The organism is Streptomyces sp. NPDC050448 (genome assembly GCF_040655295.1).
Classification (GTDB): Bacteria; Actinomycetota; Actinomycetes; order Streptomycetales; family Streptomycetaceae; genus Streptomyces.
The window spans coordinates 205,088-231,021 of sequence record NZ_JBFAJR010000002.1 but is presented as its reverse complement, the minus strand read 5'-3'; the positions used below and the strand labels follow the sequence as shown (position 1 = coordinate 231,021).

The following is a 25,934-nucleotide window of genomic DNA, read 5'->3' as shown; positions in this document are numbered from 1 at the left end:
ATAGGCATGAGCGAAACCCCGGCGGACAGCGTCGTCCGCGCGTACATCGGCACCCACCGCGCCGCCTTCCTCGACGACCTCGCCGAGTGGCTGCGCATCCCCTCCGTGTCGGCCCAGCCCGAGCACGCGGACGACGTACGCCGCAGCGCCGAATGGCTCGCCGCGAAGCTCAAGGAGACCGGCTTCCCGGTCGCGGAGATCTGGCCGACCCCGGGTGCACCCGCCGTCTTCGCCGAGTGGCCGAGCGAGGACCCGGACGCGCCGACCGTCCTCGTCTACGGGCACCACGACGTGCAGCCCGCCGCCGTCGCCGACGGCTGGCACACGGACCCGTTCGAGCCCGTCGTCAAGGACGGCCGGATGTACGCGCGCGGCGCCGCCGACGACAAGGGGCAGGTGTTCTTCCACACCCTCGGCGTCCGGGCCCACCTGGCCGCGACCGGTGCCGACGCCCCGGCCGTGCACCTCAAGCTGATCATCGAGGGCGAGGAGGAGTCGGGCTCCCCGAACTTCCGCGCCCTGGTTGAGCGCGAGGCGGAGCGCCTCGCCGCCGACGTCGTGATCGTCTCCGACACGGGCATGTGGTCCGAGACCACCCCCACCGTCTGCACCGGCATGCGCGGTGTCGCCGACTGCGAGATCGACCTCCACGGGCCCGACCAGGACATCCACTCCGGCGCCTTCGGCGGTGCCGTGCCCAACCCGGCCACCGTCGCGGCCCGCCTGGTCGCGGCGCTGCACGACGCCGACGAGCGGGTCACGATCCCCGGCTTCTACGACAACATCGCCGAGCTCACGGACGAGGAGCGGGCGCTGATCGCCGAGCTGCCGTTCGACGAGTCCGAGTGGCTGCGTACGGCCAAGTCGCACGCAGCCGCGGGAGAGAAGGGCTACTCCACGCTGGAGCGGGTCTGGGCCCGGCCGACCGCCGAGGTCAATGGCATCGGCGGCGGCTACCAGGGCCCCGGCGGCAAGACCATCGTGCCTGCCTCCGCCCACCTGAAGCTGTCGTTCCGCCTGGTGTCCGGGCAGGACCCGTACGAGGTCGAGGCGGCCGTCCGGGACTGGGTCGCGGCGCGGATCCCCGACGGAATCCGGCACTCCATCGTCTTCGGCGCCCCCACCCGGCCCTGTCTGACCCCACTGGACCACCCGGCGCTGCAGTCCGTCGTACGGGCCATGGGCCGGGCGTTCGGCGAGAAGGTCCGCTTCACCCGCGAGGGCGGCTCCGGACCCGCGGCGGACCTCCAGGACGTACTGGACGCGCCCGTCCTGTTCCTCGGCATCTCCGTGCCGTCCGACGGCTGGCACTCGCCGAACGAGAAGGTCGAGCTGGACCTGCTCCTCAAGGGCGTCGAGACGGCCGCCTACCTGTGGGGCGACCTGGCCGCCTCCCACGGGAAACCCGCCTGACGCACGCACCGCCGCACCGCCGCACCGCACGTACCGAGTCACGAGTCACGAGTCACGAGTCACTGAGCCTGCCTGTCCCACCACCGGGGGAGTTGGAAGTACCTGTGAGCACCCATACCGAGCAGCCGATCTCGCTCACCGCGCCCAGCGGAATCGACCGCGCCGCGCACCACCGCCTCGACGAGGCCTGGCTCGCCGCCGCCTGGAGCCACCCGACGACCCGCGTCTTCGTGGTGTCCGGCGGTCAGGTCCTGATCGACGACACCCCCGACGGGGAGACCGGGATCGTGATGACCCCGGCCTTCGAGGCCCCGGTCACCGAGACGCACCGCTACTTCCTGGGCACCGACGACGACGGCGTGCGGTACTTCGCGCTCCAGAAGGACTCGCTGCCGGGCCGGATGGACCAGTCGGCCCGCCCGGCCGGCCTGCGCGAGGCCGGACTGCTGCTGTCCCCGCGCGACGCCGGGCTGATGGTGCACGCGGTGGCCCTGGAGAACTGGCAGCGGATGCACCGGTTCTGCTCCCGCTGCGGCGAGCGCACGGTGGTCGCGGCCGCCGGGCACATCCGCCGCTGCCCGGGCTGCGGCGCCGAGCACTACCCGCGCACCGACCCGGCGGTGATCATGCTGGTCACCGACGAGGACGACCGCGCGCTGCTGGGCCGCCAGGTGCACTGGCCGGAGGGGCGCTTCTCGACGCTGGCCGGGTTCGTGGAGCCGGGCGAGTCGATCGAGCAGTCGGTCGTCCGCGAGGTGTGGGAGGAGGCGGGCGTCAGGATCGGCGAGGTCGAGTACGTCGCCAGCCAGCCCTGGCCGTTCCCGTACAGCCTGATGCTGGGCTTCACGGCGCGCGCCACCACCACCGAGATCACGGTCGACGGCGAGGAGATCCAGGAGGCCCGCTGGTTCTCCCGCGAGGAGCTGCGCGCCGCGTTCGAGACGGGCGAGATGGTGCCCCCGTCGGGGATCTCCATCGCGGCCCGCCTGGTCGAGCGCTGGTACGGAGAGCCGCTGCCGCGCCCGGTCGCATGAGCCGCAGAACCTGGACGTAAGGCTTCTCACACAGCAGAAGGCCCCCGCCGCGGCGGGGGCCTTTCTGTTCACGCAGCTCTGTTCACGCAGCTCTGTTCACGCGGCGCACCGGCATGCCGGTCAGACGGCGAGGGCCTGCTTGACCTGGGCCAGGCTCGGGTTCGTCATGACGGACTCGCTGCCGGCCGGAGACACCACGAGCACGGTCGGAACCGTCTGGTTGCCGCCGTTCGCCTTCTCGACGAACGCCGCGGACTCGGGGTCCAGCTCGATGTTGATCTCGTTGTACGCGATGCCTTCCCGGTCCAGCTGGGTCTTCAGCCGGCGGCAGTAGCCGCACCAGGTCGTGCTGAACATCGTCACGGAACCCGTGTCCTGCATGCTGCGCTCTCCTCTGTGGGGTCTGGGTGGTCCGAGTACTCGAACGTACGGGACCGCGGGGCCATTCCCGCACCCGCGGTACGGCTGGTACGTCAAGTACGTCAAGTAGGCCGATATGACGGATGCGCGCACCCTGTGGACAAGTTTCCCGCCCGCCCCTGGAGACCTGGCAGCATGGCGGGGTGACATCAGCAACGCACCCCTCATCCTTCCCTGCCGGCGCCGACTCGGCCGACGCGGTGCTCCTGGGCCTGGACCCGGAGCAGCGCGAGGTCGCGACGACCCTGCGCGGGCCGGTGTGCGTGCTGGCGGGCGCGGGCACGGGCAAGACCCGGGCGATCACCCACCGGATCGCCTACGGGGTCCGCTCCGGCCAGCTGATGCCGGCGAGTGTGCTGGCCGTCACGTTCACCAACCGCGCCGCCGGCGAGATGCGCGGCCGCCTGCGCTCCCTCGGCGCGGGCGGGGTGCAGGCGCGGACGTTCCACTCCGCCGCCCTGCGTCAGCTCCAGTACTTCTGGCCCAAGGCGATCGGCGGCGAGGTGCCCCGGCTCCTCGAGCGCAAGATCCAGTTCGTCGCCGAGGCGGGCGCGCGCTGCCGCATCCGGCTCGACCGGGGCGAGCTGCGCGATGTCACCGGCGAGATCGAGTGGGCGAAGGTCACCCAGACCGTGCCCTCGGACTATCCGGCGGCCGCCCTCAAGGCCGGCCGCGAAGCCCCCCGGGACATGGCGGAGATCGCCCAGATCTACGGGACGTACGAGCAGCTCAAGCGCGACCGCGGCATGATCGACTTCGAGGACGTGCTGCTGCTCACGGTCGGCATCCTCCAGGACCGCCACGACATCGCCGAGCAGATCCGCACCCAGTACCAGCACTTCGTGGTGGACGAGTACCAGGACGTCAGCCCGCTCCAGCAGCGGCTGCTGGACCTCTGGCTCGGGGAGCGCGACAGCCTCTGCGTCGTCGGCGACGCCAGCCAGACGATCTACTCCTTCACCGGGGCCACCCCGGACCACCTGCTGAACTTCCGCACCCGCTACCCGCAGGCCACCCTGGTCAAGCTCGTCCGCGACTACCGCTCCACCCCCCAGGTGGTGCACCTCGCCAACGGGGTCCTCGCCCAGGCCAAGGGCCGCGCCGCCGAGCACCGCCTCGAGCTGGTCTCCCAGCGCGAGCCCGGCCCCGACCCGGTCTACGCCGAGTACCCCGACGAGCCCGCCGAGGCCGAGGGCGTCGCCATCCGCATCCGGGACCTGATCGCGGCCGGCGTCCCGGCCGGCGAGATCGCCGTGCTCTACCGCATCAACGCCCAGTCCGAGGTGTACGAGCAGGCCCTCGCCGATGCCGGAGTCCCGTACCAGCTGCGCGGCGCCGAGCGCTTCTTCGAGCGGGGCGAGGTGCAGAGGGCGATCCTCGCCCTGCGCGGCGCCGCCCGCTCCGGCGGCAACGACCCGCTGCTCGACGACGTCGTCGAACTCGCCTCCCAGGTCCGGGCCGTGCTCAGCTCCACCGGCTGGACCAGCGAGCCGCCCGCCGGCTCCGGCGCGGTCCGGGACCAGTGGGAGTCCGTGGCCGCCCTGGTCCGGCTCGCCGAGGACTTCGCCCGGAGCCGGCCCGGGGCGACTCTTGCGGACCTGACCGTCGAGCTGGACGAGCGCAGGGCCGCCCAGCACGCGCCGACCGTCCAGGGCGTCACCCTCGCCTCGCTGCACGCGGCGAAGGGCCTGGAGTGGGACGCCGTGTTCCTGGCCGGCCTGACCGACGGCATGATGCCGATCACGTACGCCAAGACCGACGAACAGGTGGAGGAGGAGCGCCGGCTGCTCTATGTCGGCGTCACGCGCGCGCGGTTGCACCTGACGCTCTCCTGGGCGCTCTCCCGGGCTCCGGGCGGCCGGCCCTCCCGACGCCCCAGCCGCTTCCTGAACGGGCTGCGGCCGGGCTCTGCGGCCCCGGGCGGCCGGGCGGGCGCCGCCGCGGCCGAGCGGGGGCTCCGGGGGCGCGGCCGCCGCGGCCCGGCGCTGTGCCGGGTGTGCGGCAAGACCCTGACCGAGGCCGGCGAGCTGAAACTGATGCGCTGCGACGACTGCCCGTCCGACATGGACGAAGGCCTGTACGAGCGGCTGCGGGAGTGGCGCGCGGGCCAGGCGAAGGAGCAGGGACTGCCCGCCTACTGCGTGTTCACGGACAAGACGCTCGTCGCGATCGCCGAGAGCTCGCCGTCCGAGGACGGCGAGCTCTCGATGATCGCTGGAGTCGGTCGACGCAAGCTCGACCGGTACGGAGCCGACGTGTTGGCCATCTGTGCAGGTCAAGAGCCTGGGGGCAAGGATGCTGACGACGCGTAGAAACTCGTCGGAAAAATAGTTTGCACATGCCCAGCCAATCCCCATAGGTTCTTAGCAACGGAAACGGTGGCTTCTCCGAAGCTCCGGATCCGTGCTGTACTTATCCGAATACGCATGGGACAGGCCCCCGGGCCCCCGTCCCCGAGACGCCGAGAGGAGGCGAGACCAGTGATCAGCTTCATCACCAGCAACAAAATGACCGATCGCTCGGTTGCCGCTTCCTGCACGCTCGGCTCCTCCTCGCTCCTCCCGCTCCTGGGTACCGGTCTGTCTGCCATCTGCGCCGACAGCCGCGCCCTGCTGGCTGCGCCCTCCGCGCGCCTGGCGAGCGAGCGGAATGAGCGACCGACCCAGGCACCGGTGGCAGTACTGGAAGCCCAGGCGCATGGCGCCTATGGGTTTGCGGCCGCAGCCGGTGCCGGATCCCAGACGCAGCAGACGAAGCAGACGAAGCAGCAGCACCACCTGATGTGGGCCTTCCGCGGGCTCGAACCCTGGAGTGATCCAGTCTGATCGCAAGATCAGACCGGCGCCTTCAGGGCCGCGGAACCCCACCCGGGATCCGCGGCCCTTCTGTTTGTCCCCGAACGGGGGCGACGGCACGAAGGAGCCTCGGGACTGGCAAGACCAGGTACCAGCCGCCCCCGGCCGAACCCGGCCGGAACGACTAGCCAACCAAGACGAGGAAGAAAACACCGTGCAACTCGAAGCGCACGCCCCGTCCGTACCGCAGACCCAGACGATCTCCCCGCCCGCAGTCCCGGAGGACTCCACCTTGACTCCCCTCACCGCGCTGACCGCGCTCGACGACGCCATCGAGAACCTCGGCGTACCCGTCGCCTGCCGTACCTACGACCCCGAGGTCTTCTTCGCCGAGTCCCCGGCGGACGTCGAGTACGCCAAGTCCCTGTGCGCCACCTGCCCGCTGGTCGAGGCCTGCCTCGCCGGTGCGCTCGAGCGCCGCGAGCCCTGGGGTGTCTGGGGTGGCGAGCTCTTCGTCCAGGGTGTCGTCGTAGCCCGGAAGCGCCCCCGTGGCCGTCCGCGCAAGAACCCGGTTGTCGCGGCATGACCGCCATCGGAACCATCGACCGCCCCGTGACGCACGACCCCTTGAAGCAGGCCCTCATGACCGCCCACACGACGAGCGAGCAGCCGCACGGCTCCGCCACCGCAGACTTCATCACCGCCGGCGCGATCACCTCGCGTCAGAACAGGACCCGCGAAATGCAACTCATCCCAGAAGCCCTGGCCCGTGCCCATATGGACGACCGTATGCGCGAGGCCGACGCGGAGCGTCGAGCCCTGCGCCTGGTCGCCGCCCGCCGCATGCAGCGGCGAGCCGAGCGCGTCTCGCTGCGCGCCCGGCGCGCACTGGCCATGGCCGTCATGCACTGACAGCCGAACAGCATCGGACGTCGGCCCTCACCACTCGGTTCACCGGTGGTGGGGGCCGACGTCCGTTTCCGGAGGGATCCCCGCCCGCGGCCCCAGCTGCCGTCCTCCTGCAACGGCGAGGCGGGCCAGTACTGCTGACGCAGCCCCATGTGCCGTGCAGGACAGGGAAGTTATGTCGCCTCGCCTCCCTCCCGCGGCACCGGCGCCGGCGCCTCGGTATCCAAAGCGGAGCGGGACCGGGAGTGTGGCATCGCCCGGCACGACGGCCTCCCCCGGGAGCCCTAGGGTGCAGAGCATGCAGCGTGACACGAGGCGCGCGCCGATGGCAGTGAAGCCGGCCGAGCTCGCGCACAACCCGTTCAATCCGCGTGTCCGGCTCGGCGACATCCAGGAGATAGCCCAGTCGCTGACCACCAGGGGACAGATCCAGGCCGTCACCGTCGTGCGGCGCGAGGCCTTCCTCGCCGTCCACACCGGGCAGGAGCACGTGCTCGGCGAGGCGGGCTACGTCGTGCTCGACGGAAACCGCAGGCTGGCCGCGGCCCGGGTGGCCGGGCTCGCCGAGCTGAGGATCGAGATCCGTGACGAACTCGCGGCGAGCGCCGAGGAGATGCTCGAGGCGGCGCTGATCACCAGCATCCACCGGGCCGATCTGGGGCCGCTGGAGGAGGCCATGGCGATCCAGGAGCTGGTCCTGGCCTACGGGCGGCAGAAGGACGTGGCGGCGAAGCTCGGCAAAACCGCCGCCTGGGTCTCGCAGCGGCTCGCTCTGCTCAAGCTCACCGACGACCTGAAGGACAAGGTGCGCAGCGGCGAACTCCCGGTGAAGGACGCCCGCCGCATCGGCGGGATGGCCGCCGAGCGGCAGCAGGTGGAGGCCGAGCGGGCGATGAGCGGGGCCAAGTCCGCGCGCAGGACGCCGCCTCGATCCGCAGCACGCTCCGGCGCCGGCGCGGCCGATACCGCCGAACTGGTTAACCCGGTTAATCCGGTACAGGTGTTCGCCGCATACGTGGACCGCGCCGTGGAGTTCGCGTCCAGCATGAAGGGTGTCGCCGCCGCGTACCGGGATGCCGCCACGGCCGACCAGGACGAGGCGGACCGGATGGTGGCGCACCTGCTGGAACGGATGGACCGGGTCGCACGGCACCTGCGCGGCCAGGAGGTCCCGGCCGAGCCCGGCTCGCCGTGCCGCACCGCGGCCGCGCCACAGCCCCTTGACGCCGACCTGGCACCGTAGACGAAGGCGGGGCAAGCAGAAAGGAGTTGTGGGTGAACAGTTTCGCCGGGAGCAGTCTCGTAAACCGCCGCGTCAGGATCTACCGGAAGACGCCGGAGATCGTCGCTGTGCAGCGGACACTGATCGCGGAGCAGTTCGCGGCGTGCCAGCGGATCGCGTTCACCACGTGCTCCGATCCACGCGTGGACATCGAATGCGTCGTCGAGGACGCGTACGCCCGGCTCTGCGCCGACTGGGTGCGTCAACAGAACCGGGCGGTGGAGTCGTTGCGCCGCCTGGTGAAGATCTACGCTCGCGAGGCGCTCAAGGACTTGCCGGACACCTGGTCCGGCAAGAGCTGGAGCCGGAACGAGTACGCCGTACTCTTCGCCGACGTCGCCGACCCCGAGGTGATGAAGGGGCTGCGCGCCATCGACAGCATGCCCGTCGCGATGAAGCGGGTCTTCGAGGCCCGCCGGGTCTTCGCCTATCCCATGGCTCTGGCCGCGGACCGGCTCGGGGTCTCCATCAACTCGGTCGGGACGACGAAGGCGGATGCCCGCATCAGCGCCGTGACGGACATCGACGCCGTGGTGACGTTCTTCGCAGATCACATGGAAGGAGGTTCCTGATGCCCGGCAAGGACGCTCGACACAGCGCACTGACCGACCAGCGCTACGCACGAATCATGGAGAAGGCCGATGCGATCCAGGCTCGGCAGCACCGGGAAGACGAACAGACCAGCGTGGTCCTCGGCACGACCTCGATCGCAACCCTCACGGCCACCGTGAGTCTGATGGTGACCCTGATCGCCGCGGACATCCCCACGGTTCTCATTCCCGTGATCATGACCGTGTTCTCAGCCATCCCTGGCGTGGTCACGCTCTACCTGCGCTTCAAGAACCGACACTGACAGCGGGCCCGCCCTCTCACCGACCGTCTCTCACAACACCCGATGAGGGGCCGGCCCACGGCATATCCGGAGGGACACACCATGTGCAATCGTTGCACAAGCAGCTCGCAGACACCCGGCCAGTCGGAAATCAGTACAGAACCGACCATGGAAGCGACGGCGGCGACCGAACTGTCGCCCAAGCCGGTGCACTGGCTGCCCGATCCGGTCTCCCGGCTGGGCGCGACCTTCTACGCCTTCGCCGGCGCGGTGCTCTGGGAGACCCTGAGCTACGCGGCGCACCACGTCGACGTGACGATCACCCTGGTGTGAGCCGACCGGAGGGGAACCGCCCCCTCCGCCGGTGCGTTGCGCACGGCTGTCCACCCCTTGCGGGGATATCGTCTGGAGGTGGACCAGCCGAATCCCCGCCCCGCCCCGTCGGGACCCGAGGCCCAGCCCGTCGTCTGCGCGCGCTGCGGCAAGAAGGCCCCCGACGGCGCCCCGCCCACCTGGACCTGCTCGGTGGAGAACGGGACCAGACAGTACTTCTGCGTCGACTGCGCGCGGGCCAACCTGCGCGCGATCGAGGGCCGCCTCGACTCGTCCTGGTGGTGACCCCGGGCCCGCACGGCCTGCGCGCTCACTCCTCGGGCAGGAACCCCGGGAGCCAGGACTCGAGTTCGCTCCGCAGCCGTACCGTCGCGCCCAGCTGGCAGAGCACCCCGATGGTGCTCAGTGTCACCCGGTGGATCAGCAGGTACGAGGGCGGCAGATTGATCTGCCGGCCCAACTGGTGTGCGGGGGAGCGGGGATCGGCGATCCGGGCCGCCTGGCCGCGCAGCCACGGCCGCGTGAAGGTGAACTCCTCGGCCTCGGCGGGCTCGATGATGGGCAACAGGTAATCCAGCACCGCCTCCGGGTCCAGTTCGATGGACTCCCTCACGAACCCCTCGGCGCACAGGTGCCCGTAGATCCCCTCGGCATCGCCCTCCAGCGTCATCCGCAGCGACGTGCCGATGGGCTTGGGCCAGCCGCCGGGCAGCCGGTCGACCGTGCCGAAGTCCAGCACGCCCAGCCGTATCCGGCCGTCCGCCCCCGTCACCAGGCGGAAATTGCCCGGGTGGGGATCCGCGTGCAGCAGCCCGGTGCGCGCGGGCCCCGAGAAGAGGAACCGGGCCAGCAGCTGACCGGCGCGGTCGCGCTCCTCCTCCGTGCCGTCCGCTATCACCTCCGACAGCGGCGTCCCCTCCATCCACTCGGTCACCAGCACCTGGTCGCCCTGGTGCACGACATCCGGTACGAACACGTCCGCGTCGCCCTCGAACGCGTCCGCGTGGATCCGCTGGGCCTCGGCCTCCAGCTCGTAGTCCAGCTCCTCCGCGACCCGGTCCCGCAACTCCTTGATCAGCGGCTTGATGTCCATACCGGGAATCAGCGGCCCCAGCAGCCCGGCGAACCGGGCCAGTTGCCTGAGGTCGGACAGCAGCGCCTCGCCCGCCCCCGGGTACTGGACCTTCACCGCGACCTGCCGGCCGTCGTGCCACACCGCCCGGTGCACCTGCCCGATCGAGGCGGCCGCGGCCGGCTTGTCCTCGAACTCCTCGAACAGATCCCGCCAGTCGGCTCCCAGCCGGTCCGCCAGCACCTGGTGCACCGTCTGGGCGGGCAGCGGCGGTGCCGCCTCCTGAAGCTTGGTCAGCGCCGCCCGGTACGGACCGGCGATCTCCTCGGGCAGGGCCGACTCGAAGACCGAGAGCGCCTGCCCGAACTTCATGGCGCCGCCCTTCAGCTCCCCGAGCGTGCGGAACAGCTGCTCGGCGGTGCGCTGCTGGAGCTCGCGCGCCACGATCTCCGCCGACTTGCCCCCGATCCGCTTCCCCAGCCCCCAGGTGGCCCGGCCCGCGAAGCCGAGCGGCAGCGCGGCCAGCTTGACGGTACGGGTGACCGCCTTCCGGGGAAGATCAGACATGCGCCCCTCCAATTCCCAGACTGCTGCGCCGCAAGCGGCGGTTAGGGATGTCCCCTCGGCCAAACGCATCCTGTCATGACGCCCGCGCCCCGCCCCGGCCGAGGCGCCCGCCCCGAATCCGGCACCGATCCGGCCATCGCCGGACAGTGTCCACCCCATGGGACAGCACGGCCGGACAGCGGGTCGAGCCTTTCACGACCTCACCGCCTGCTCCGCCGGGACCGTGGCCGCCGCGCACGGGCAGCCGGGGTGGGGGCGCAGCGGTGTCTGCTCCCAGTGGAGGCCCGGGAGGGCCGCCTCCCAGCGGGAGGCCGTGGAGGCGGGGAGTTCGCCGTCGAGGAAGGACAGGGCGTGGGCCGCGGCGAGGCCGCCCACCGCCGTGGCCAGGCCCAGGTCGCAGGCCGCGGTGGCCCGGCGGCGGTGCGCCGAGCGCCACTGGACCAGCATCCGGGGCCAGGCCGGGTCCGCCTCGACCCGGTCGCGTTCCATGCAGCCCGCGCACGCCGTGGCACCCGGCAGCACCAGTGGCCCCACCAGCCCGGTGCCCTCCAGCACCCCGGCGTACAGATGCGGGGTGCCGGTGGCGATCCAGTCGGCGGCGATGCCCGGATCCGGGGCCCACGCCTGCAGGCCGTCCCGGGGTGCGACCACCACCAGGGACACCCCCGGCTCGGGCCCCTCGCGCTCCGCGGTCCGCGGCGCGCGCCCCGGGGCCGATTCGCGCACCAGCCCGGCCGCGGCCTCGGCCCGCAGCCGGCCCACGCTGCCGGGTCCCAAGCCGCCCGGCGCCACATCGGCCGGCTCCACCCGGCCGCCGTCGAGAACCTCGACCCGGCCCACACCGGCTCCCGCCAGGACCCCCGCGATCACCCCGCCCACCCGGCCGCTCCCGCGCACCTGGACCCGTATGGCCCGGCGCGCCGCGACACCCCGCAGATCGCCTCCCGGATCGCGGTGGACCAGCGAGAGCGAACCCAGGTCCGGCCCGAGCCGCTCCAGGGTCTCCGGTCGCTTGCGCACGGCCTGGGCCCGTGGCCCGCCCGCGGTGGCGTCGTCCAGCAGCCCGGCCGCCGCCAGCCGTCGGACCAGCGTGTCCACCTGCCCCTCCGGCAGCCCCACGGCCGCCGCCTCGGCACGCAGCAGCTCCATCCCCCGCGTCCCGTCGATCCGGTCGATGAGCGATCCCGTCGCGGTGTCCACCGGGCCGAGCACCACCGCATGCGCGGGCGTCACCCCGAACTGCACCGTCTGCAGATCCCGCCACGCCCTCGCCAGCGCCGGCTTCACCTTCGGATACATGGCTTTCCCCCTCGTACGAACTCCGCCTCATTCCCTTCCCTCGCAGAGTGCCCGCCCGCCGCATTCGGCGCGCGCAGTTGTCCACAGCCAAGGGTTATTAGGCATATGAGATGGAGAAAGAGGACGTTTCCTGTACGGACTCCGAATCGATCATGTTCGAACCGTGGAGCAGGGGGGCTTCGGCCACGGCGAGCGGGTACGGTCTTGGGCGTGTCCGCCGACCCACAGCAGCGCGCCGTCGAAGTCCGCCGGAGCGCGCGCCGCCGCAGGACCGTATCCGCCTATCGCGAGGGTGACCGTACGGTCGTCCTCATCCCTGCCCGGATGTCCGAGGCCGAGGAGCAGCGCTGGGTGGGGGTCATGCTCGACAAGCTGGCCGCGCAGGAGAGCAAGCGCACCCTCGGGGACGCGGAACTCACCGAGCGCGCCGAGCGTTTGTCCGAGCAGTACTTCAGCGCCCGTGCCCGCCCCCGCTCGGTGCGCTGGGTCACCAACCAGAACACCCGCTGGGGCTCCTGCACCCCAGCCGAAGGCAGCATCCGGCTCTCGCACCGCCTCCAGGGGATGCCGGAGTACGTCGTCGACTACGTGCTGCTCCACGAACTGGCCCACCTCCTCGTGCCCGGCCACGGCCCCCGCTTCTGGGAACTGCTCGAGGCCTACCCGCGCACCGAGCGGGCCCGCGGCTACCTCGAGGGAGTGGTCGCCGCCGAGCGCCTGCCCAAGGTCCCCGCGGCCCGCGAGGAATGACCCGCCCCGCGCACCGCCGGGCGCGGACGCCTCGGGGTGTACCGGGCGGTATGTACCGGGTCGGTACCGGCTTGGCCGGATGCCGGCAGATGCGGCTAGCCTGAGCGGCACGCATTTCACTGTCGGGATGGGGGACGGTCGTTACGTATGGCCAGGGAATTCCAACGCGGTCACAAGGCCAGGATCAGCGATCTGACGGCAGGCACCGATCTGTACGTGGGCGTCCGGATCGCCGGGCCCGGACTCGCCTTCGACATCAGCTGCTTCGGTCTTGACGCCAACGAGCAGCTGTCGGACGACCGCTACTTCGTCTTCTACAACCAGCCGAAGTCGCCTGAGGAGTCCATTCAGCAGCTCGGCGCGCAGTCCGGCGACACCGAGTCCTTCAGGGTGACGCTGGACCGCGTCCCGGCGAGCATCCACAAGCTGTCCTTCACCGCCACGGTCGACGGCGCCGGACAGATGTCGCAGATCGGCCCGGGTTACATCCGGATCGTGGCCGGCGGCGAGGAGGTCGTCCGGTACTCCTTCACGGGCGCGGAGTTCAGCACCGAGCGCGCGGTGATGCTCGGCGACTTCTACCTCAAGGACGTGTGGCGCTTCGCCGCAGTCGGCCAGGGCTTCGACGGCGGACTCGCCGCACTGCTGAAGAACTTCGGCGGCGAGGTCGCCGAGGAGGACGAGCAGCAGGCCCCGCAGCAGCAGGCCCCCGCCCCGGCCCAGGCCGGCGGCGCGCCGGGGTTCGCCCCGCCGCCGCAGGGAGCCGCTCCGGCGCCGTCGTTCGGCGCCCCGGTCCAGGCCCCGCAGGCACCCCAGGCCCCGCAGCCCCCGCACGTCCCGCAGCCGGCCCCGGCCCCCGCCCCGCAGCACCAGCAGCCCGCCGCGCCCGCCCCGGTGCACTCGGCCCCGACCATGGTCGGCCCGCTGACCACCCCGCCGGCCCCCGCGCCGTACGGCCAGCCGCCCCACGCCCCGCAGCCGCCCGGCCCGCCGTCGTACGGCCAGCAGCCGCACCCCTCGTACGGCCAGATGCCCGGCTACGGCCAGGTCCCGCCGCCGGCCCCGGCCCCCGCGCCGTACGGCCAGCAGCCCCCCGGCTACGGCCAGGTCCCCGGCCAGCAGCCGCCCCCGTACGGCCAGATGCCCGGCCAGCAGCCCGGCTACGGCCAGGGCGCCCCGCAGGCCGCCGGCGCCGGCCTCGCCGCCGCCCTCCAGCCGTACAAGGAAGTCCCCACCGGCACCCGCTGGACCGCGCAGAACCACCAGCTCATGCGGGTCGACCTCTCGATGGGCGGCCAGCCCGTCCTCGCCCGCCAGGGCAGCATGGTCCTGTACCAGGGCAAGGTCGACTTCAGCTACAAGGGCGCGGGCTTCGCCGGCCGCATCGTCGGCAACGCCACCGGCCAGGAGATGCAGCTGATGCGCTGCAGCGGCCGCGGCCAGGTCTTCCTCGCCGAGAACGGCGCCCACCTGCATGCCATCGAGCTCCAGGGCGACGGAATCTGCGTCTCCGCCGAAAGCGTCCTCGCCTTCGACGAGGGCCTCCAGTACGAGGTCCGCCGCATCGAGGGCCACGGCATCCCCGGCGGCGCCCTGTTCACCATGCTGTTCCAGGGCTCCGGCACGGTGATCGTCAAAACCCACGGCACGCCGGTCGTGCTGCCCGTCACCCCGACCACCTTCGCCGACAGCAACGCCATCGTCGCGTGGTCGGCGGCCTCCCAGGTGATCGTCTCCAGCCAGGTCCGGCTGCGGCGCAACGCCTACCCCGGCCACAGCGGGGAGACCGTGAACCTCCAGTTCCGCGGCGCTCCCGGCAACTTTATCGTCGTCCAGCCGTACGAGGTCTGAGGGAGCCCGTCATGAACGCAATGAACCAGCAGCTCGCGGGCTACGCCCCCACCCCCGTCACGGCCCGCATGGAGAACCACGGTTCGGCCATGCTCAAGGTCGCCATGCAGAGCGGCCAGGACCTGTTCGCGCGCACCGGCTCGATGGTCGCGTACGAGGGATTCGTCCAGTACGAGCCCAACCCGCCGGCCCTGCGCCAGCGGGCCTCCCAGTGGCTCACGGGCGAGGGCGCCCCGCTGATGAAGTGCACCGGCGACGGCCTGCTGTACCTCGCCGACTACGGCGCGAACGTGGTCTGCGTCAACCTCAACAACGACGCCCTCTCCGTCAACGGCACCAACCTGCTCGCCTTCGACGCCCACCTCCAGTGGGGCGTCGAACGGGTCAAGGGCATGGCCAAGTTCGCCGGCCAGGGCCTGTTCAACGTGCAGGTCTCCGGCACCGGCTGGGTCGCGATCACCTCCCGCGGCACCCCGATCGTGGTCGACTGCGGCCGCGGCGAGGACGAGACGTACGTCGACCCCGACGCGCTCGTCGCCTGGTCCCCGAACCTCAAGGTGAAGGGCAAGCGCAGCTTCAAGGCCTCGTCGATGATCGGCCGGGGCAGCGGGGAGGCCTACCAGATGGCCTTCTCCGGCCAGGGCATCGTCGTCGTACAGCCCAGCGAGGACAGCACCGACCGGCTCCGGACCCGGGGCTGAGGGGGAGCGGACACATCATGCAGAGCCCACTTTTCGCCCACGCCGAGGCACAGTCCCAGGAGCGGTACGCCGTCCAGAACCCGCAGCTGCTGCGGGTCACGCTGGCCGGCTCCGACGACGTACTCGCCCGCAAGGGCGCGATGGTCGCCTACCAGGGGATCATCGACTTCGACGGCGAGTACCAGAGCACCACCCAGCGCACCGCCCTCGCCCGCACCGGGGAGGGCCTCGACCTGATGCGCTGCTCCGGGCAGGGCACGGTCTACCTGGCCAACCTCGCCCAGCACGTGCACGTCGTGGACGTGGACCAGGGCGGTCTCACGGTCGACAGCAGCTACGTGCTGGCCCTGGACTCCACCCTGCACACCGAGGCCATCGCCGTGGACAGCCAGTACGGGGTCTCCGGGACCGGCAAGTACCAGCTCAACATCAGCGGCCGCGGCAAGGTCGCGCTGATGACCTCCGGGCAGCCGCTGATGATGCAGGTCACGCCCGACAAGTACGTCAACGCCGATGCGGACGCGATCGTCGCCTGGTCCACCTCGCTGCGCGTGCAGATGCAGGCCCAGACGCACTCCTCCGGCGTGTGGCGGCGCCGCGGCAACACCGGCGAGGGCTGGGAGCTCAGCTTCCTCGGCACCGGCTTCGCGCTGGTGCAGCCGAGCGAGGTGCTGCCGCCGCAGAACGCCCAGCTCGGCCAGGGCATGGCCGCGCAGTACGGCATGGGCCAGCACGGCGTCCAGGCCCAGAACCAGAACAACGCCTGGAACTAGTACCCGGCACGAGGCACTCGGCGCACGGAAGGGGCGGCTCCGCGGATGCGGGGCCGCCCCTTCCGTCGTTCCGGGGCGTCAGAGCCGCGCCCGGGCCGCCTCCATCAGCCGCACGACCGAGGTGTCGGCCACCGCCGCCACCTCCTCGTACGGGAACCAGCGCAGGTCCAGCGACTCCTCGCTGATCTCCGCCACCGCGTCGGCCGGAGCCAGCGCCGCGTACTGCACGTCCAGGTGCCAGTTGCACGGCGCCGGGATCGGATGCCGGTCCAGCCGCACCGGGCCGCCCGGCAGCAGGGTCAGCCCGGACACGATGCCCGACTCCTCGACGGCCTCGCGCAGCGCGGCCCCCGCCAGCGTGGCGTCGCCGGTCTCGCAGTGCCCGCCCATCTGGAGCCACATGCCGAGCTTCTTGTGCAGGGTCAGCAGGACGCGCCCGCCCGCCGGGTCGATCACCAGCGCGCTGCCGGTGACGTGCCCGGCCTGGCAGGGCTTGTAGACCCCGTCGGGGTGCGCGGCCAGGTGCTCCAGGTAGACGTTCCGCAGCGCGCTCTGCTGTTCGTCCCGGCCCTCGAATCCCTTCAGGACCAGGACCGCATCGTCGTACAGACTCACTTCTTCTCTTCGCCCTCGCCGTCGCCCTGCTTGCCCTGCTTGCCCTGCTCGCGCTGGTCGCGCTGCTCGGCGGCCTCGCCGAGCATCTTGTCGATCTCGGAGAAGTCCAGCTGCTCGCGGTGCACGAACCCGTCCGGGTCGTCCAGGTCGGAGGCCGTCGGCAGCATGTCCGGGTGCTCCCACAGCCCGTCGCGGCCGTCCACGCCGCGCGCGTCGGTCAGCGAGGCCCACAGCCGCGAGGCGTCCCGCAGCCGACGCGGCCGCAGCTCCAGCCCGATCAGGGTCGCGAAGGTCTGCTCCGCCGGGCCGCCGGAGGCGCGCCGCCGGCGCATGGTCTCGCGCATGGCGTCCGCCGAGGTCAGCCGGGGCTTGGCCGCCTCGTGCACGACCGCGTCCACCCAGCCTTCGACCAGCGCGAGCGCCGTCTCCAGACGGGCCAGCGCGGCCTTCTGCTCGGGGGTGTCCTGCGGCTGGAACATGCCGCCCTGCAGGGCTTCCTGCAGCTGCTCCGGGTTCGACGGATCGAGCTGGCCGACCACGTCCTCCAGCTTCGAGGTGTCGACCTTGATGCCCCGCGCGTACCCCTCGACCGTGCCGAGCAGGTGCGAGCGCAGCCACGGCACGTGCGCGAACAGCCGGGCGTGGGCCGCCTCGCGCAGCGCCAGGTACAGCCGCACCTCCTCGGCGGGGACGCCCAGGTCCTTGCCGAAGCTCTCGACGTTCAGCGGCAGCAGGGCGGCCTTGCCCGCCGGGCCCAGCGGCAGCCCGATGTCGGTCGAGCCGACGACCTCGCCCGCGAGCACGCCCACGGCCTGGCCGATCTGCTGGCCGAACATGGCCCCGCCCATGGAGCGCATCATGCCGAGCAGCGGGCCCGCCATGGCCTGCATCTCCTCGGGCAGCACGCTGCCCATGGCCGCGCCGACGCGCTCGGCGACCGGGTCCACGAGCTCCTTCCACACCGGGAGGGTCGCCTCGACCCACTCGGCGCGGCTCCACGCGACGGCCGTGGTGGCGCCCGAGGGCAGTGAGGTCACCCCGTCCAGCCAGTGGTCGGCGAGGCGCACGGCCTCTTCGACGGCGGACTTCTCGGCGACGCCGACGCTCGCGTCCTTCACCCCGTCCGCCGTGCCCTGGGCGACGGTCTGGCGGGCGATGTCCTTGGCCATGTCCCAGTTCACGGGACCGCCCTCGTAGCTGAGCATCTGGCCGAGCTGCTGGAAGGCCGCACCCAGGTCGTTCGGGTTCATCGAGCCGAACATCGCGGCGAACGGATTGTCCGCGCCGCCCGGGCCGCCGGCACCGCCCGGCAGGCCCATGCCCGGGAACCCGAACGGATTCGGGCCGCCCTGACCGCCCTGATTGCCCTTCTTCTTGCCCTCGTCGCCGTTCTCAGGCTCCTCCGGCGGAAGGCCGAATCCGAATGGGGTGTCGCTCACGGGTTTCCTCGGCTCGTAGGGCCGCCGGCAAGGCCGACGGGAATGGGTCCGACAACACCACCCAGCGTAGACACCACTCCCGCTTCCGGGCTCGGTGCTCCGCCAGCTCCTGGGCTGCGGCAGGATGGACATCACCTGGTAGGTACGCGTCACGGCGCGTCCCTACTGAAGACAACCGCTGGAGACGCCTGGTGAGTTCCCCAGATCCGCAGGTTCGCGCGCCGCACGACGCCGAAAACCGCCCTGACCACGGTGCCAGCGCCCACGGCGTTCGCCAGCCGCGAAACCAGGCCGCACGAGGACCCGTGATCGCCGTGACCGGCGCCGCCTCGGGGGTCGGCGCCGCCCTGGTGGCCCGCCTGGCCGCCTGCGACGAGGTCAAGCAGGTCGTGGCGATCGACGAGCGGCGCGGCGACTGCACGGCCGCGCAGTGGCACGTCCTGGACGTACGGGACCCCGCGATCGCCGAGAAGCTGCGCGGCGCCGACGTGGTCGTCCACCTGGCACTGGACCTCGACCTCGAGACGGACCCGGCGGCCCGTACGGCGTACAACGTGCGCGGCACCCAGACCGTCCTGACGGCCGCCGCGGCGGCCGGGGTGCACCGGGTCGTGCTGTGCACCTCGGCGATGGTCTACGGGGCCCTCCCGGACAACGACATCCCGCTGTCGGAGGACTCCGAGCTGCGGGCCACGGCCGAGGCGACCGGCGTCGGCGACCTCCTGGAGATCGAGCGCCTCGGCCGCCGGGCCCCGCGCGCACATCCGGGCCTGAACGTCACCGTGGTCCGCCCGGCGGTCCTGGTCGGCGGCACGGACACGGCACTGACCCGGTACTTCGAGTCCCCGCGCCTGCTCGTGGTGGCCGGATCCCGCCCGACCTGGCAGTTCTGCCACGTGGAGGACCTGGTCAGCGCGCTGGAGTACGCCGCCTTGGAGAAGGTCGAGGGCGAGCTGGCGGTGGGCTGCGAGGGCTGGCTGGAGCAGGAGGAGGTCGAGGAGCTGAGCGGCATCCGCCGCATGGAGCTCCCGTCGGCGGTCGCGCTGGGCGCGGCGGCGCGGCTGCACCGGATCGGCCTGACGCCGTCCCCGGCCGGCGACCTCGCGTACACGATGCACCCGTGGGTGGTCAGCGTCAGCGGGCTGCACGCGGCGGGCTGGCGGCCGCGCTGGACCAACGAGGAGGTGCTGGCCGAGCTCCTCCAGGAGGTCGCGGGCCGGCACACGGTCGCGGGCCGCCGGCTGGGGCGCAAGGACGCCACCGCCGCGGGTGCCGCGGGTGCGACGGTCGCGCTGCTGGGCGCTGCCGCGGTGGTCCGCCGGGCGCGCAAGCGCCGCGGCATCTGACCCCGCCGCCCCGCAGCCGCCCCCCGGCCCCCGAGCCGGTCCCCGTACCCGGTGCCGGGCCCCGTACCCGTACCCGTACCCGGCCGCGGTCCGGGCGCCGGGCGGCGGTCCGGGCGTGCGGCGCGGGCCTGGTCATGGCTCGGGCAGGCGCCTTTGGTCGCTCCGGTCGCGCCGGGGCGACCGCTCGGATCCGCCGATCCTGTAGGAGGCTCCATACCCGGAGGTCGTACAGCCGGTCGAATCAGCTATTCCGCGATGTGAGAGCGGTGGTGCACGATGGCTGCATGGCACCGCACTTCGACCACCCCGGCGAGCAGGCCGCTTCGGACCCGATCCGGCTGCTCGAGATCCGCCAGACCCCGCTCTCGATCGACGAGGTCTTCACGGCCGTCGGCGACGACGCGACGGGCGGCACGACGCTCTTCGTCGGCACGGTGCGCAACCACGACAGCGGGGCGGACGTCGACGCGCTCGGCTACTCCTGCCACCCGACGGCCGAGGCGGAGATGCGCCGCGTCGCCGAGCGCGTGGTGGCCAAGTACCCGGTCCGCGCCCTGGCCGCCGTCCACCGCGTCGGCGACCTGTCCGTCGGCGATCTCGCGGTGATCGTGGCCGTGTCCTGCCCGCACCGCGGCGAGGCCTTCGAGGCCTGCCGGATGCTGATAGACGACCTGAAGCACGAGGTCCCGATCTGGAAGCACCAGACCTTCTCGGACGGCACGGAGGAGTGGGTCGGCGCCTGCTGATCGGCTGGGGCGGGACTCCGGCCGGGGGGTCGGCGGGCGGAGTCCGGCGCGGTCGGCGCGAAGCCTGTGAGGCGCCCTCGCGCCGAGCAGTGCGAGGGCGGCCATGGGGGAGGGGGCCTTCTCGGACGGCACGGAGGAGTGGGTCGGCGCCTGCTGAACGCCTCGGGCGGGATTCCGGCCGACGGGTCGGCGCCTGCTGATCGGCTTGGGGGCCCCGGGCGGGGGGAGGATCTCGCGACGCGGTACTGTCCACCCGTTCGGCCGCGCAACACGCCCTCGATTTGCGTAACCCCCTCCCGGGCACGAGCGTTGAAGCCACCAACGACACGTACTTTCGGGGCAGGGAGGCACGTCCATGGCGTCACTGGCGTGGTTGCTGATTCCGCTGTTCGCCGCGATCGGAGCGGCGATATGGGGCAGCTGGGCGGCGCGCGACCGCACTCAAGGTGACATATCCGAACTCGCGGGATACGCGAGGTTCCGTGAAGCGATGGACAAGGCCGAACAGGCCAGGGCGAAGGCAGCGGCCCACTCCGGTTCCGACGCGGTATGACGCGTCCCGGGCGAGGCCCCCTGAGAATCCGCTGAGAGTTCCGCGTACGGCCCCCGTACGGACCGGCCCCGGCGGCCGCCCGTCAGGGCCGTCCCGTACTGTCGATCCATGCCACGCCGCACTGCGACGATGCTCGCCTCCACCCTCATGCTGTTCGCGCTGCTCTGCGCAGGGGTGTTCATCAAGGTCCCGTACTCGGAAATGAGCCCGGGCCCGACGGTGAACACGCTCGGGGACTCGCACGGCGAGCCCGTCATCAGCATCGCGGACCACAAGACCTACCCGGCCAGCGGGCACCTCAACATGACGACGGTCCGCGTCACGGGCGCCGGCTACGACATGAACCTGCTGGAAGCGGTCTACGGCTGGCTGTCCGACGACAACATCGTCGTCCCGCACGAGAACCTCTACCCGGACGGGAAGACGGAGGAGCAGTCCACCCAGGAGAACGCCGAGGAGTTCAGCCAGTCGCAGGAGAGCGCCAAGGTGGCGGCCCTCAAGCAGCTGGGCACGCCGGGGGTCAGCACCCGCGTCGTGGTCTCCAGCGTCGTCAAGGGCAGCCCCGCCGAGGGCAAGCTGCACGCCGGTGACGTGATCCGGGCCGTCGACAGCAGCCCGGTCAACGCTCCCGAGGACGTGGCCAAGCTCGTCACCAAGCACAAGCCCGGCGAGCCGGTCGAGTTCACCGTCGTGCCCGCCGCCGAGGCGGCCGAGGCCGAGAAGGCGCACCGCGAGCCCACCGGGTCGACCAAGGTCGTGATCACCGCCGCCAAGGCGGAGGGCGACGGGCACGCCATCGTCGGCATCCGGGCGGGCACCGCCCACACCTTCCCGTTCACCATCGACATCAAGCTCGCCGACGTCGGCGGCCCGAGCGCGGGCCTGATGTTCGCCCTCGGCATCGTCGACAAGCTGACCCCGGGCGATCTGACCGGCGGCAAGTTCGTCGCGGGCACCGGCACCATCGACGACGCGGGCAAGGTCGGCCCCATCGGCGGCATCCAGATGAAGACGATCGGCGCCCGCAAGGCCGGCGCCGAGTACTTCCTCACGCCCGCCGAGAACTGCTCCTCCGCCGCCCGGCACATCCCCGACGGCCTGACCCTCGTGAAGGTCTCCACCATCGGCGACGCCACGAAGGCACTGGAGAAGATCAGCAAGGGGGACACGGCCGGGCTGCCGCAGTGCGGCAAGCCCTGACCGGTCCGCCGGCACCGCTCAGCCGACCGCCGAGGCGACCGCTCAGCCGACCGCCGAGGCGACCACTCAGCCGACCGCTCAGTCGAGGAACGTCGCGGCCAGCGCGTCGGCCAGCCCCGGCACCAGGCTCGCGCCGGTCAGCACCTCGGTCGAGGAGTCCTTCTCGCGCAGGCGTACGGCCGACTCCCGCGATCCGTCGCGCAGGACGCCCACGGTGAGGCGCACCTCCTGCCGGTCCGGGTGCGCGGCGACCCACTTGGCCAGCTGCTTGTCGCTGAGCCCCTCCGGTACGGAGGCCTCCGCGGACGGCGGCAGCATCAGCCGCTCCACCGTCAGCGCGCAGCCGACGATCGAGGGGGGCCAGGCGAGGGTTCCCAGGAACTTGTCCAGCGGCGTGCCCTTCGGCACCTCGTCCTGCTCGATCGGCGTGAGCTGGCTCTTGCCCGCGTCGTCCTGGTCGAGGCCGAGCTGGCTCGCGAGCCGGGGCTCCGACTTGCGGAGCTTGGCGGTGTCGACGAGCGCGAACAGCCGGGCGGGCTTGTCCCAGCCGAGGGTGGAGGCGTACTCGTCGATCTCGAGGACGGCACGCGTCAGGGGGGTGGCCGCCATCGGCCCCGCCGACGGAGTCGGCTTGTCGGGCGGCGTCGGGGAAGGCGAAAGGTTGGACATGGACAACATCCTGCCTCCTTTCCACCCGATAACGGGAACTGACTAAAGCCTCAGTAAGTTGCATGAGTGGGGCCTACCATCGGGGCGCCCAGCTTTTGAAATGTCCAGCGACGAGACTCAGCGACTTTCGAGGTGCGCACCTTGGCTTTCCAGATGCCGGACCGCGGCGGAGGCCCCTCCGGGCCACGGATGAGAGTCGGCCGCCCCTCCCGGCGTGCCCGCACTCTTCTGATGACCTTGGGCGTACTGGCCGTCCTCGGCATGGCGTTCATCATGTTCGCGGGCTTCTGGACGGACTGGCTCTGGTTCCGCTCCGTGAAGTACTCCACCGTCTTCACCACCACCCTGTGGACCAAGATCGGGCTCTTCGCCGTCTTCGGCCTGCTGATGGCGGGTGCCGTCGGGCTGAACATCTGGCTGGCGTACCGGCTGCGGCCGCCGCTGTCCGCGATGTCGATGGAACAGCAGAGCCTCGACCGCTACCGGATGAGCGTCGCCCCGTACAAGAAGTGGCTGCTCCTCGGTATCGCGGCGCTGGTCGGCATGATCGCGGGCGCCTCGGCGGCGGGCCAGTGGAAGACCTGGCTGATGTACGTGAACGGGGTGTCCTTCGGGCAGAAGGACCCCCAGTTCCACTTGGACGTGTCGTTCTACACCTTCGACCTGCCCTGGTACCGGTTCCTGCTCGGCTTCGGCTTCGCCGCGGTCGTGCTGTCGGTGATCGCCGCGGTCGTCGTCCACTACCTGTACGGCGGGCTGCGCGTGACGAGCCCGGGCGCCCGGGCCACCGCCGCGGCGACCGGGCACCTGTCGGTGCTGCTCGGCCTCTTCGTGACGCTCAAGGCGGTCGCGTACTGGCTCGACCGATACGGCCTCGCCGTGAAGTCCAGCGACTTCAAGGCCGCGGACAACTGGACCGGCCTGCGCTACGTCGATGCGAACGCGTACCTGCCGGCGAAGACGATCCTGATCGCCATCGCCGCGATCTGCGCCGTGCTCTTCTTCGCGACGCTGTGGCGGCGCACCTGGCAGCTGCCGGTCATCGGCTTCGGCCTGATGGTGCTCTCGGCGATCCTGATCGGCGGGCTGTACCCGGCGATCGTGCAGAAGTTCCAGGTCCAGCCGAACGAGCAGGCCAAGGAATCGCCGTACGTCGAGAAGAACATCAAGGCGACGCGCGACGCGTACGGGATCGACCAGTCCGACGTCAAGGACTACCCGGGCGTCCCGCAGACCGAGGACAAGACCAAGCTGCGGCAGGCGGCCGACACCACCGCCAGCATCCGGCTCCTCGACCCGAACATCGTCTCCCCGGCCTTCCAGCAGCTCCAGCAGGTCAAGGGCTACTACGCCTTCCCGTCCACGCTCGCCGTGGACCGGTACAGCAGCCAGGACACGGTCATCGGGCTCCGTGAGCTGAACATCGGCGGCATCCCGAAGAACAACTGGATCAACGACCACTTCAAGTACACGCACGGCTACGGCGTGGTCGCGGCCAAGGGCACCACGGTCAAGGACGGCGCCCCGGACTTCACCCAGTCCGACCTCCCCTCCAAGGGGATGTTCGGCACGGACTTCGAGCAGCGCATCTACTACGGCGAGCAGACGAAGCAGTACTCCATCGTCGGCGGACCGCAGAAGGAGCTCGACTACTCGGACGACAAGGGCGAGAAGGAGACGAGCTACTCGGGCGACTCCGGCGTCAACCTCGACAACCCGGTCAACCGGGCGGCGTACGCGCTCGCGTTCAGCGAGCCGCAGATCCTGTACTCCGGCGCCATCGGCGACGGTTCGCGGATCCTCTACCACCGCACGCCCAAGGAGCGCGTCGAGGCCGTCGCCCCGTGGCTGACCATCGACGGTGCCCCGTACCCGGCGGTCATCGACGGCCGGATCAAGTGGATCGTCGACGCGTACACGACGACGAACGGCTACCCGTACGCCTCGCGCACCACGCTGGGCCAGAGCACCGCGGACTCGCTCACCAACAGCCAGCGCGCGGTGGTGGCGCAGGAGAACCAGGTCAACTACATCCGCAACTCGGTCAAGGCCACCGTCGACGCGTACGACGGCACGGTCAGCCTGTACCAGTGGGACACCCAGGACCCGGTCCTGAAGACCTGGATGAAGGCGTTCCCGGGGACGGTCAAGCCCAAGAGCGAGATCTCCAAGCCGCTCATGGACCACCTGCGCTACCCGCAGGACCTCTTCAAGGTCCAGCGCGAGCTGCTCACCCGGTACCACGTCACGGACCCGCAGACCTTCCTCAGCGGCAGTGAGGCCTGGGCCGTCCCGGACGACCCGACGACCAAGGCAGGCACGGCGGTCCCGCCGTACTACCTGTCGATGAAGATGCCGGGCCAGAAGGAGAAGGACCAGGTCTTCTCGCTCACGACGACGTTCACGCCGAACGAGCGGGACAACCTGAGCGCCTTCATGGCGGTCAACGCCGATCCGGGCAGCCCGGACTACGGCAAGATCAGAGTCCTGAAGCTGCCGACCAGCAAGCCGGTCGACGGCCCCAAGCAGGTGCAGAGCAAGTTCCAGTCCGAACCGAAGATCGCCGAGTCGATCCGGCTGCTGCGCGGCGGCGACTCCGAGGTCGAGTACGGCAATCTGCTCGCGGTGCCGCTCGACGGCGGGATGCTGTACGTGGAGCCGGTGTACGTGCGCAGCTCGGGGCTGAAGTACCCGCTGCTGCGCAAGGTGCTGGTGACGTACGGCGGCCAGACCGCGTTCGAGGACAGCCTGGAGAAGGCGCTGAACGTGGTCTTCGGAGCCGAGGCGCCGACGGTGCCCACGACTCCCGTGACCCCGCCGGGCGAGGGCACCACCACGCCCCCGACCGCCCAGGACCCGACGGTCAAGGCGGCCCTCGACGATGCGAGGAAGGCGGTCGAGGCAGCGGAGAAGGCCCGCCAGGCAGGCGACTGGACGGCCTTCGGCAAGGCGCAGGACGACATCAAGGCGGCGCTGCAGCGGGCGATCGACGCAGAGGCGAGGCTGACGGCCCCGAAGCCCGGTGGCTGATCGGTAATGGCTCAGCCCCGCGTCGTGATACTGTGGTTTCACCGACGCGGGGTGGAGCAGCTCGGTAGCTCGCTGGGCTCATAACCCAGAGGTCGCAGGTTCAAATCCTGTCCCCGCTACTGAAGATGAAGGCCCGGATCCATGGGATCCGGGCCTTCGTCATGTCCAGGGGGGACACGCTGGGACCATGTGGTAGCTGGGACGGGTGAGTTGGGGCTGGGGCGTGTTTGACTTATCTCTCTGTGGGCATGTCGACAAAACGCTGTAGTGACCTCACAGGCTGCGACATACCAGGTGTACGCGGG

26 protein-coding genes and 1 tRNA gene are annotated in these 25,934 nt (G+C 71.3%); 21 read left to right on the top strand and 6 right to left on the bottom strand.

All coding sequences use genetic code 11. The features are described from left to right. The first annotated feature begins 6 nt into the window (after window positions 1–6). Complete coding sequence (locus AB0I68_RS03855) at window positions 7–1,413, top strand: dipeptidase (RefSeq protein WP_363175555.1); 1,407 nt, start codon at window positions 7–9, stop codon at window positions 1,411–1,413. Between the two features lie 92 nt (window positions 1,414–1,505). Further along, window positions 1,506–2,447 carry an NAD(+) diphosphatase gene (gene nudC, locus AB0I68_RS03850; RefSeq protein ID WP_363175554.1) on the top strand — a complete coding sequence of 314 codons (942 nt, stop codon included), beginning with the start codon at window positions 1,506–1,508 and terminating at the stop codon, window positions 2,445–2,447. Between the two features lie 120 nt (window positions 2,448–2,567). Here nudC and AB0I68_RS03845 read toward each other — a convergent pair whose 3' ends face one another. After that, window positions 2,568–2,828 carry a glutaredoxin domain-containing protein gene (locus tag AB0I68_RS03845; protein ID WP_363175553.1) on the bottom strand — a complete coding sequence of 87 codons (261 nt, stop codon included), beginning with the start codon at window positions 2,826–2,828 and terminating at the stop codon, window positions 2,568–2,570. Window positions 2,829–2,950: 122 nt separating this feature from the next. On the opposite strand from AB0I68_RS03845, the gene AB0I68_RS03840 reads away from it, so the two are divergent. The 9 genes from AB0I68_RS03840 to AB0I68_RS03800 all read left to right on the top strand — a co-directional run bounded on the left by AB0I68_RS03840 (window position 2,951) and on the right by AB0I68_RS03800 (window position 9,303). Continuing rightward, window positions 2,951–5,179 carry an ATP-dependent DNA helicase UvrD2 gene (locus AB0I68_RS03840; protein WP_363175552.1) on the top strand — a complete coding sequence of 743 codons (2,229 nt, stop codon included), beginning with the start codon at window positions 2,951–2,953 and terminating at the stop codon, window positions 5,177–5,179. A 168-nt stretch (window positions 5,180–5,347) separates the two neighbouring features. Then, window positions 5,348–5,692, top strand: coding sequence for a hypothetical protein (locus AB0I68_RS03835; RefSeq protein WP_363175551.1), 345 nt, complete (start codon window positions 5,348–5,350; stop codon window positions 5,690–5,692). A 184-nt stretch (window positions 5,693–5,876) separates the two neighbouring features. Continuing rightward, window positions 5,877–6,248 (top strand): WhiB family transcriptional regulator, encoded by a 372-nt coding sequence (locus AB0I68_RS03830; RefSeq protein WP_030153506.1) that lies wholly within the window; start codon window positions 5,877–5,879, stop codon window positions 6,246–6,248. Beyond that, the gene (locus tag AB0I68_RS03825; RefSeq protein ID WP_363175550.1) at window positions 6,245–6,574 is read left to right on the top strand and encodes a hypothetical protein; all 330 of its coding nucleotides are present in this window, start codon (window positions 6,245–6,247) and stop codon (window positions 6,572–6,574) included. The genes AB0I68_RS03830 and AB0I68_RS03825 overlap by 4 nt, the downstream gene beginning before the upstream one ends. Window positions 6,575–6,896: 322 nt before the next feature. Next, the gene (locus tag AB0I68_RS03820; protein WP_363175549.1) at window positions 6,897–7,814 is read left to right on the top strand and encodes a ParB/RepB/Spo0J family partition protein; all 918 of its coding nucleotides are present in this window, start codon (window positions 6,897–6,899) and stop codon (window positions 7,812–7,814) included. A 32-nt stretch (window positions 7,815–7,846) separates the two neighbouring features. Further along, entirely contained in the window at window positions 7,847–8,425 is a 579-nt protein-coding gene (locus AB0I68_RS03815; RefSeq protein WP_363175548.1) for a hypothetical protein, read from the top strand. Beyond that, window positions 8,425–8,706: a hypothetical protein gene (locus AB0I68_RS03810; RefSeq protein ID WP_363175547.1), complete on the top strand. Its 282-nt coding sequence runs from the start codon at window positions 8,425–8,427 to the stop codon at window positions 8,704–8,706. The genes AB0I68_RS03815 and AB0I68_RS03810 overlap by 1 nt, the downstream gene beginning before the upstream one ends. Before the next feature lie 147 nt (window positions 8,707–8,853). Continuing rightward, window positions 8,854–9,018 (top strand): hypothetical protein, encoded by a 165-nt coding sequence (locus AB0I68_RS03805; RefSeq protein ID WP_363175546.1) that lies wholly within the window; start codon window positions 8,854–8,856, stop codon window positions 9,016–9,018. 78 nt (window positions 9,019–9,096) lie between these two features. Then, window positions 9,097–9,303 (top strand): hypothetical protein, encoded by a 207-nt coding sequence (locus AB0I68_RS03800; RefSeq protein ID WP_053694142.1) that lies wholly within the window; start codon window positions 9,097–9,099, stop codon window positions 9,301–9,303. A gap of 25 nt (window positions 9,304–9,328) precedes the next feature. On the opposite strand, the gene AB0I68_RS03795 is transcribed toward AB0I68_RS03800, so the two are convergent. Next, complete coding sequence (locus AB0I68_RS03795) at window positions 9,329–10,657, bottom strand: AarF/ABC1/UbiB kinase family protein (protein ID WP_363175545.1); 1,329 nt, start codon at window positions 10,655–10,657, stop codon at window positions 9,329–9,331. 192 nt (window positions 10,658–10,849) lie between these two features. After that, entirely contained in the window at window positions 10,850–11,956 is a 1,107-nt protein-coding gene (locus AB0I68_RS03790; protein ID WP_363175544.1) for a ThiF family adenylyltransferase, read from the bottom strand. 210 nt (window positions 11,957–12,166) lie between these two features. Here AB0I68_RS03790 and AB0I68_RS03785 point away from each other — a divergent pair, with 210 nt between their 5' ends. From AB0I68_RS03785 to AB0I68_RS03770, 4 genes are all read left to right on the top strand, one after another. Further along, entirely contained in the window at window positions 12,167–12,706 is a 540-nt protein-coding gene (locus AB0I68_RS03785; RefSeq protein ID WP_107093392.1) for a M48 family metallopeptidase, read from the top strand. A gap of 147 nt (window positions 12,707–12,853) precedes the next feature. Further along, window positions 12,854–14,557 (top strand): TerD family protein, encoded by a 1,704-nt coding sequence (locus tag AB0I68_RS03780; RefSeq protein WP_363175543.1) that lies wholly within the window; start codon window positions 12,854–12,856, stop codon window positions 14,555–14,557. A 20-nt stretch (window positions 14,558–14,577) separates the two neighbouring features. Next, the gene (locus tag AB0I68_RS03775) at window positions 14,578–15,258 is read left to right on the top strand and encodes an AIM24 family protein (protein WP_363175745.1); all 681 of its coding nucleotides are present in this window, start codon (window positions 14,578–14,580) and stop codon (window positions 15,256–15,258) included. 17 nt (window positions 15,259–15,275) lie between these two features. After that, a complete protein-coding gene (locus tag AB0I68_RS03770; RefSeq protein ID WP_363175542.1) occupies window positions 15,276–16,031 on the top strand; it encodes an AIM24 family protein in 756 nt (251 codons plus the stop codon). A gap of 78 nt (window positions 16,032–16,109) precedes the next feature. Here the strand turns inward: AB0I68_RS03770 and AB0I68_RS03765 are convergent, their stop codons facing one another. Continuing rightward, the gene (locus tag AB0I68_RS03765) at window positions 16,110–16,646 is read right to left on the bottom strand and encodes an NUDIX hydrolase (RefSeq protein WP_363175541.1); all 537 of its coding nucleotides are present in this window, start codon (window positions 16,644–16,646) and stop codon (window positions 16,110–16,112) included. Continuing rightward, on the bottom strand, window positions 16,643–18,085 hold the full coding sequence (locus tag AB0I68_RS03760) for a zinc-dependent metalloprotease (RefSeq protein WP_363175540.1): 1,443 nt from the start codon (window positions 18,083–18,085) through the stop codon (window positions 16,643–16,645). Before AB0I68_RS03760 ends, AB0I68_RS03765 begins: the two co-directional genes overlap by 4 nt. A gap of 191 nt (window positions 18,086–18,276) precedes the next feature. Here AB0I68_RS03760 and AB0I68_RS03755 point away from each other — a divergent pair, with 191 nt between their 5' ends. The 4 genes from AB0I68_RS03755 to AB0I68_RS03740 all read left to right on the top strand — a co-directional run bounded on the left by AB0I68_RS03755 (window position 18,277) and on the right by AB0I68_RS03740 (window position 21,930). Next, window positions 18,277–19,431, top strand: a complete 1,155-nt coding sequence (locus tag AB0I68_RS03755) for an SDR family oxidoreductase (RefSeq protein ID WP_363175539.1) — start codon at window positions 18,277–18,279, stop codon at window positions 19,429–19,431. Window positions 19,432–19,715: 284 nt separating this feature from the next. Continuing rightward, window positions 19,716–20,177, top strand: a complete 462-nt coding sequence (locus tag AB0I68_RS03750; RefSeq protein ID WP_363175538.1) for a molybdenum cofactor biosynthesis protein MoaE — start codon at window positions 19,716–19,718, stop codon at window positions 20,175–20,177. Window positions 20,178–20,532: 355 nt separating this feature from the next. Further along, complete coding sequence (locus tag AB0I68_RS03745) at window positions 20,533–20,730, top strand: hypothetical protein (protein WP_363175537.1); 198 nt, start codon at window positions 20,533–20,535, stop codon at window positions 20,728–20,730. Between the two features lie 108 nt (window positions 20,731–20,838). Beyond that, the gene (locus AB0I68_RS03740; RefSeq protein WP_363175536.1) at window positions 20,839–21,930 is read left to right on the top strand and encodes a PDZ domain-containing protein; all 1,092 of its coding nucleotides are present in this window, start codon (window positions 20,839–20,841) and stop codon (window positions 21,928–21,930) included. Window positions 21,931–22,008: 78 nt separating this feature from the next. Here the strand turns inward: AB0I68_RS03740 and AB0I68_RS03735 are convergent, their stop codons facing one another. After that, window positions 22,009–22,599 carry a PPA1309 family protein gene (locus AB0I68_RS03735; RefSeq protein ID WP_363175535.1) on the bottom strand — a complete coding sequence of 197 codons (591 nt, stop codon included), beginning with the start codon at window positions 22,597–22,599 and terminating at the stop codon, window positions 22,009–22,011. Window positions 22,600–22,752: 153 nt separating this feature from the next. Here AB0I68_RS03735 and AB0I68_RS03730 point away from each other — a divergent pair, with 153 nt between their 5' ends. Both AB0I68_RS03730 and AB0I68_RS03725 read left to right on the top strand, forming a co-directional pair. Beyond that, the gene (locus AB0I68_RS03730) at window positions 22,753–25,629 is read left to right on the top strand and encodes a UPF0182 family protein (RefSeq protein WP_363175744.1); all 2,877 of its coding nucleotides are present in this window, start codon (window positions 22,753–22,755) and stop codon (window positions 25,627–25,629) included. Window positions 25,630–25,674: 45 nt separating this feature from the next. After that, window positions 25,675–25,748: transfer RNA gene (locus AB0I68_RS03725), tRNA-Met, on the top strand. Window positions 25,749–25,934: the final 186 nt, after the last annotated feature.

Coding starts and splice junctions, on each gene's coding strand:
- AB0I68_RS03855 (WP_363175555.1), top strand. CDS start 7: ATGAGCGAAACCCCGGCGGACAGCGTCGTCCGCGCGTACATCGGCACC.
- AB0I68_RS03845 (WP_363175553.1), bottom strand. CDS start 2,828: ATGCAGGACACGGGTTCCGTGACGATGTTCAGCACGACCTGGTGCGGC.
- AB0I68_RS03840 (WP_363175552.1), top strand. CDS start 2,951: ATGCGCGCACCCTGTGGACAAGTTTCCCGCCCGCCCCTGGAGACCTGG.
- AB0I68_RS03825 (WP_363175550.1), top strand. CDS start 6,245: ATGACCGCCATCGGAACCATCGACCGCCCCGTGACGCACGACCCCTTG.
- AB0I68_RS03820 (WP_363175549.1), top strand. CDS start 6,897: ATGGCAGTGAAGCCGGCCGAGCTCGCGCACAACCCGTTCAATCCGCGT.
- AB0I68_RS03810 (WP_363175547.1), top strand. CDS start 8,425: ATGCCCGGCAAGGACGCTCGACACAGCGCACTGACCGACCAGCGCTAC.
- AB0I68_RS03805 (WP_363175546.1), top strand. CDS start 8,854: ATGGAAGCGACGGCGGCGACCGAACTGTCGCCCAAGCCGGTGCACTGG.
- AB0I68_RS03795 (WP_363175545.1), bottom strand. CDS start 10,657: ATGTCTGATCTTCCCCGGAAGGCGGTCACCCGTACCGTCAAGCTGGCC.
- AB0I68_RS03790 (WP_363175544.1), bottom strand. CDS start 11,956: ATGTATCCGAAGGTGAAGCCGGCGCTGGCGAGGGCGTGGCGGGATCTG.
- AB0I68_RS03780 (WP_363175543.1), top strand. CDS start 12,854: ATGGCCAGGGAATTCCAACGCGGTCACAAGGCCAGGATCAGCGATCTG.
- AB0I68_RS03775 (WP_363175745.1), top strand. CDS start 14,578: ATGAACCAGCAGCTCGCGGGCTACGCCCCCACCCCCGTCACGGCCCGC.
- AB0I68_RS03770 (WP_363175542.1), top strand. CDS start 15,276: ATGCAGAGCCCACTTTTCGCCCACGCCGAGGCACAGTCCCAGGAGCGG.
- AB0I68_RS03750 (WP_363175538.1), top strand. CDS start 19,716: ATGGCACCGCACTTCGACCACCCCGGCGAGCAGGCCGCTTCGGACCCG.
- AB0I68_RS03745 (WP_363175537.1), top strand. CDS start 20,533: ATGGCGTCACTGGCGTGGTTGCTGATTCCGCTGTTCGCCGCGATCGGA.
- AB0I68_RS03740 (WP_363175536.1), top strand. CDS start 20,839: ATGCCACGCCGCACTGCGACGATGCTCGCCTCCACCCTCATGCTGTTC.
- AB0I68_RS03735 (WP_363175535.1), bottom strand. CDS start 22,599: ATGTCCAACCTTTCGCCTTCCCCGACGCCGCCCGACAAGCCGACTCCG.
- AB0I68_RS03730 (WP_363175744.1), top strand. CDS start 22,753: ATGCCGGACCGCGGCGGAGGCCCCTCCGGGCCACGGATGAGAGTCGGC.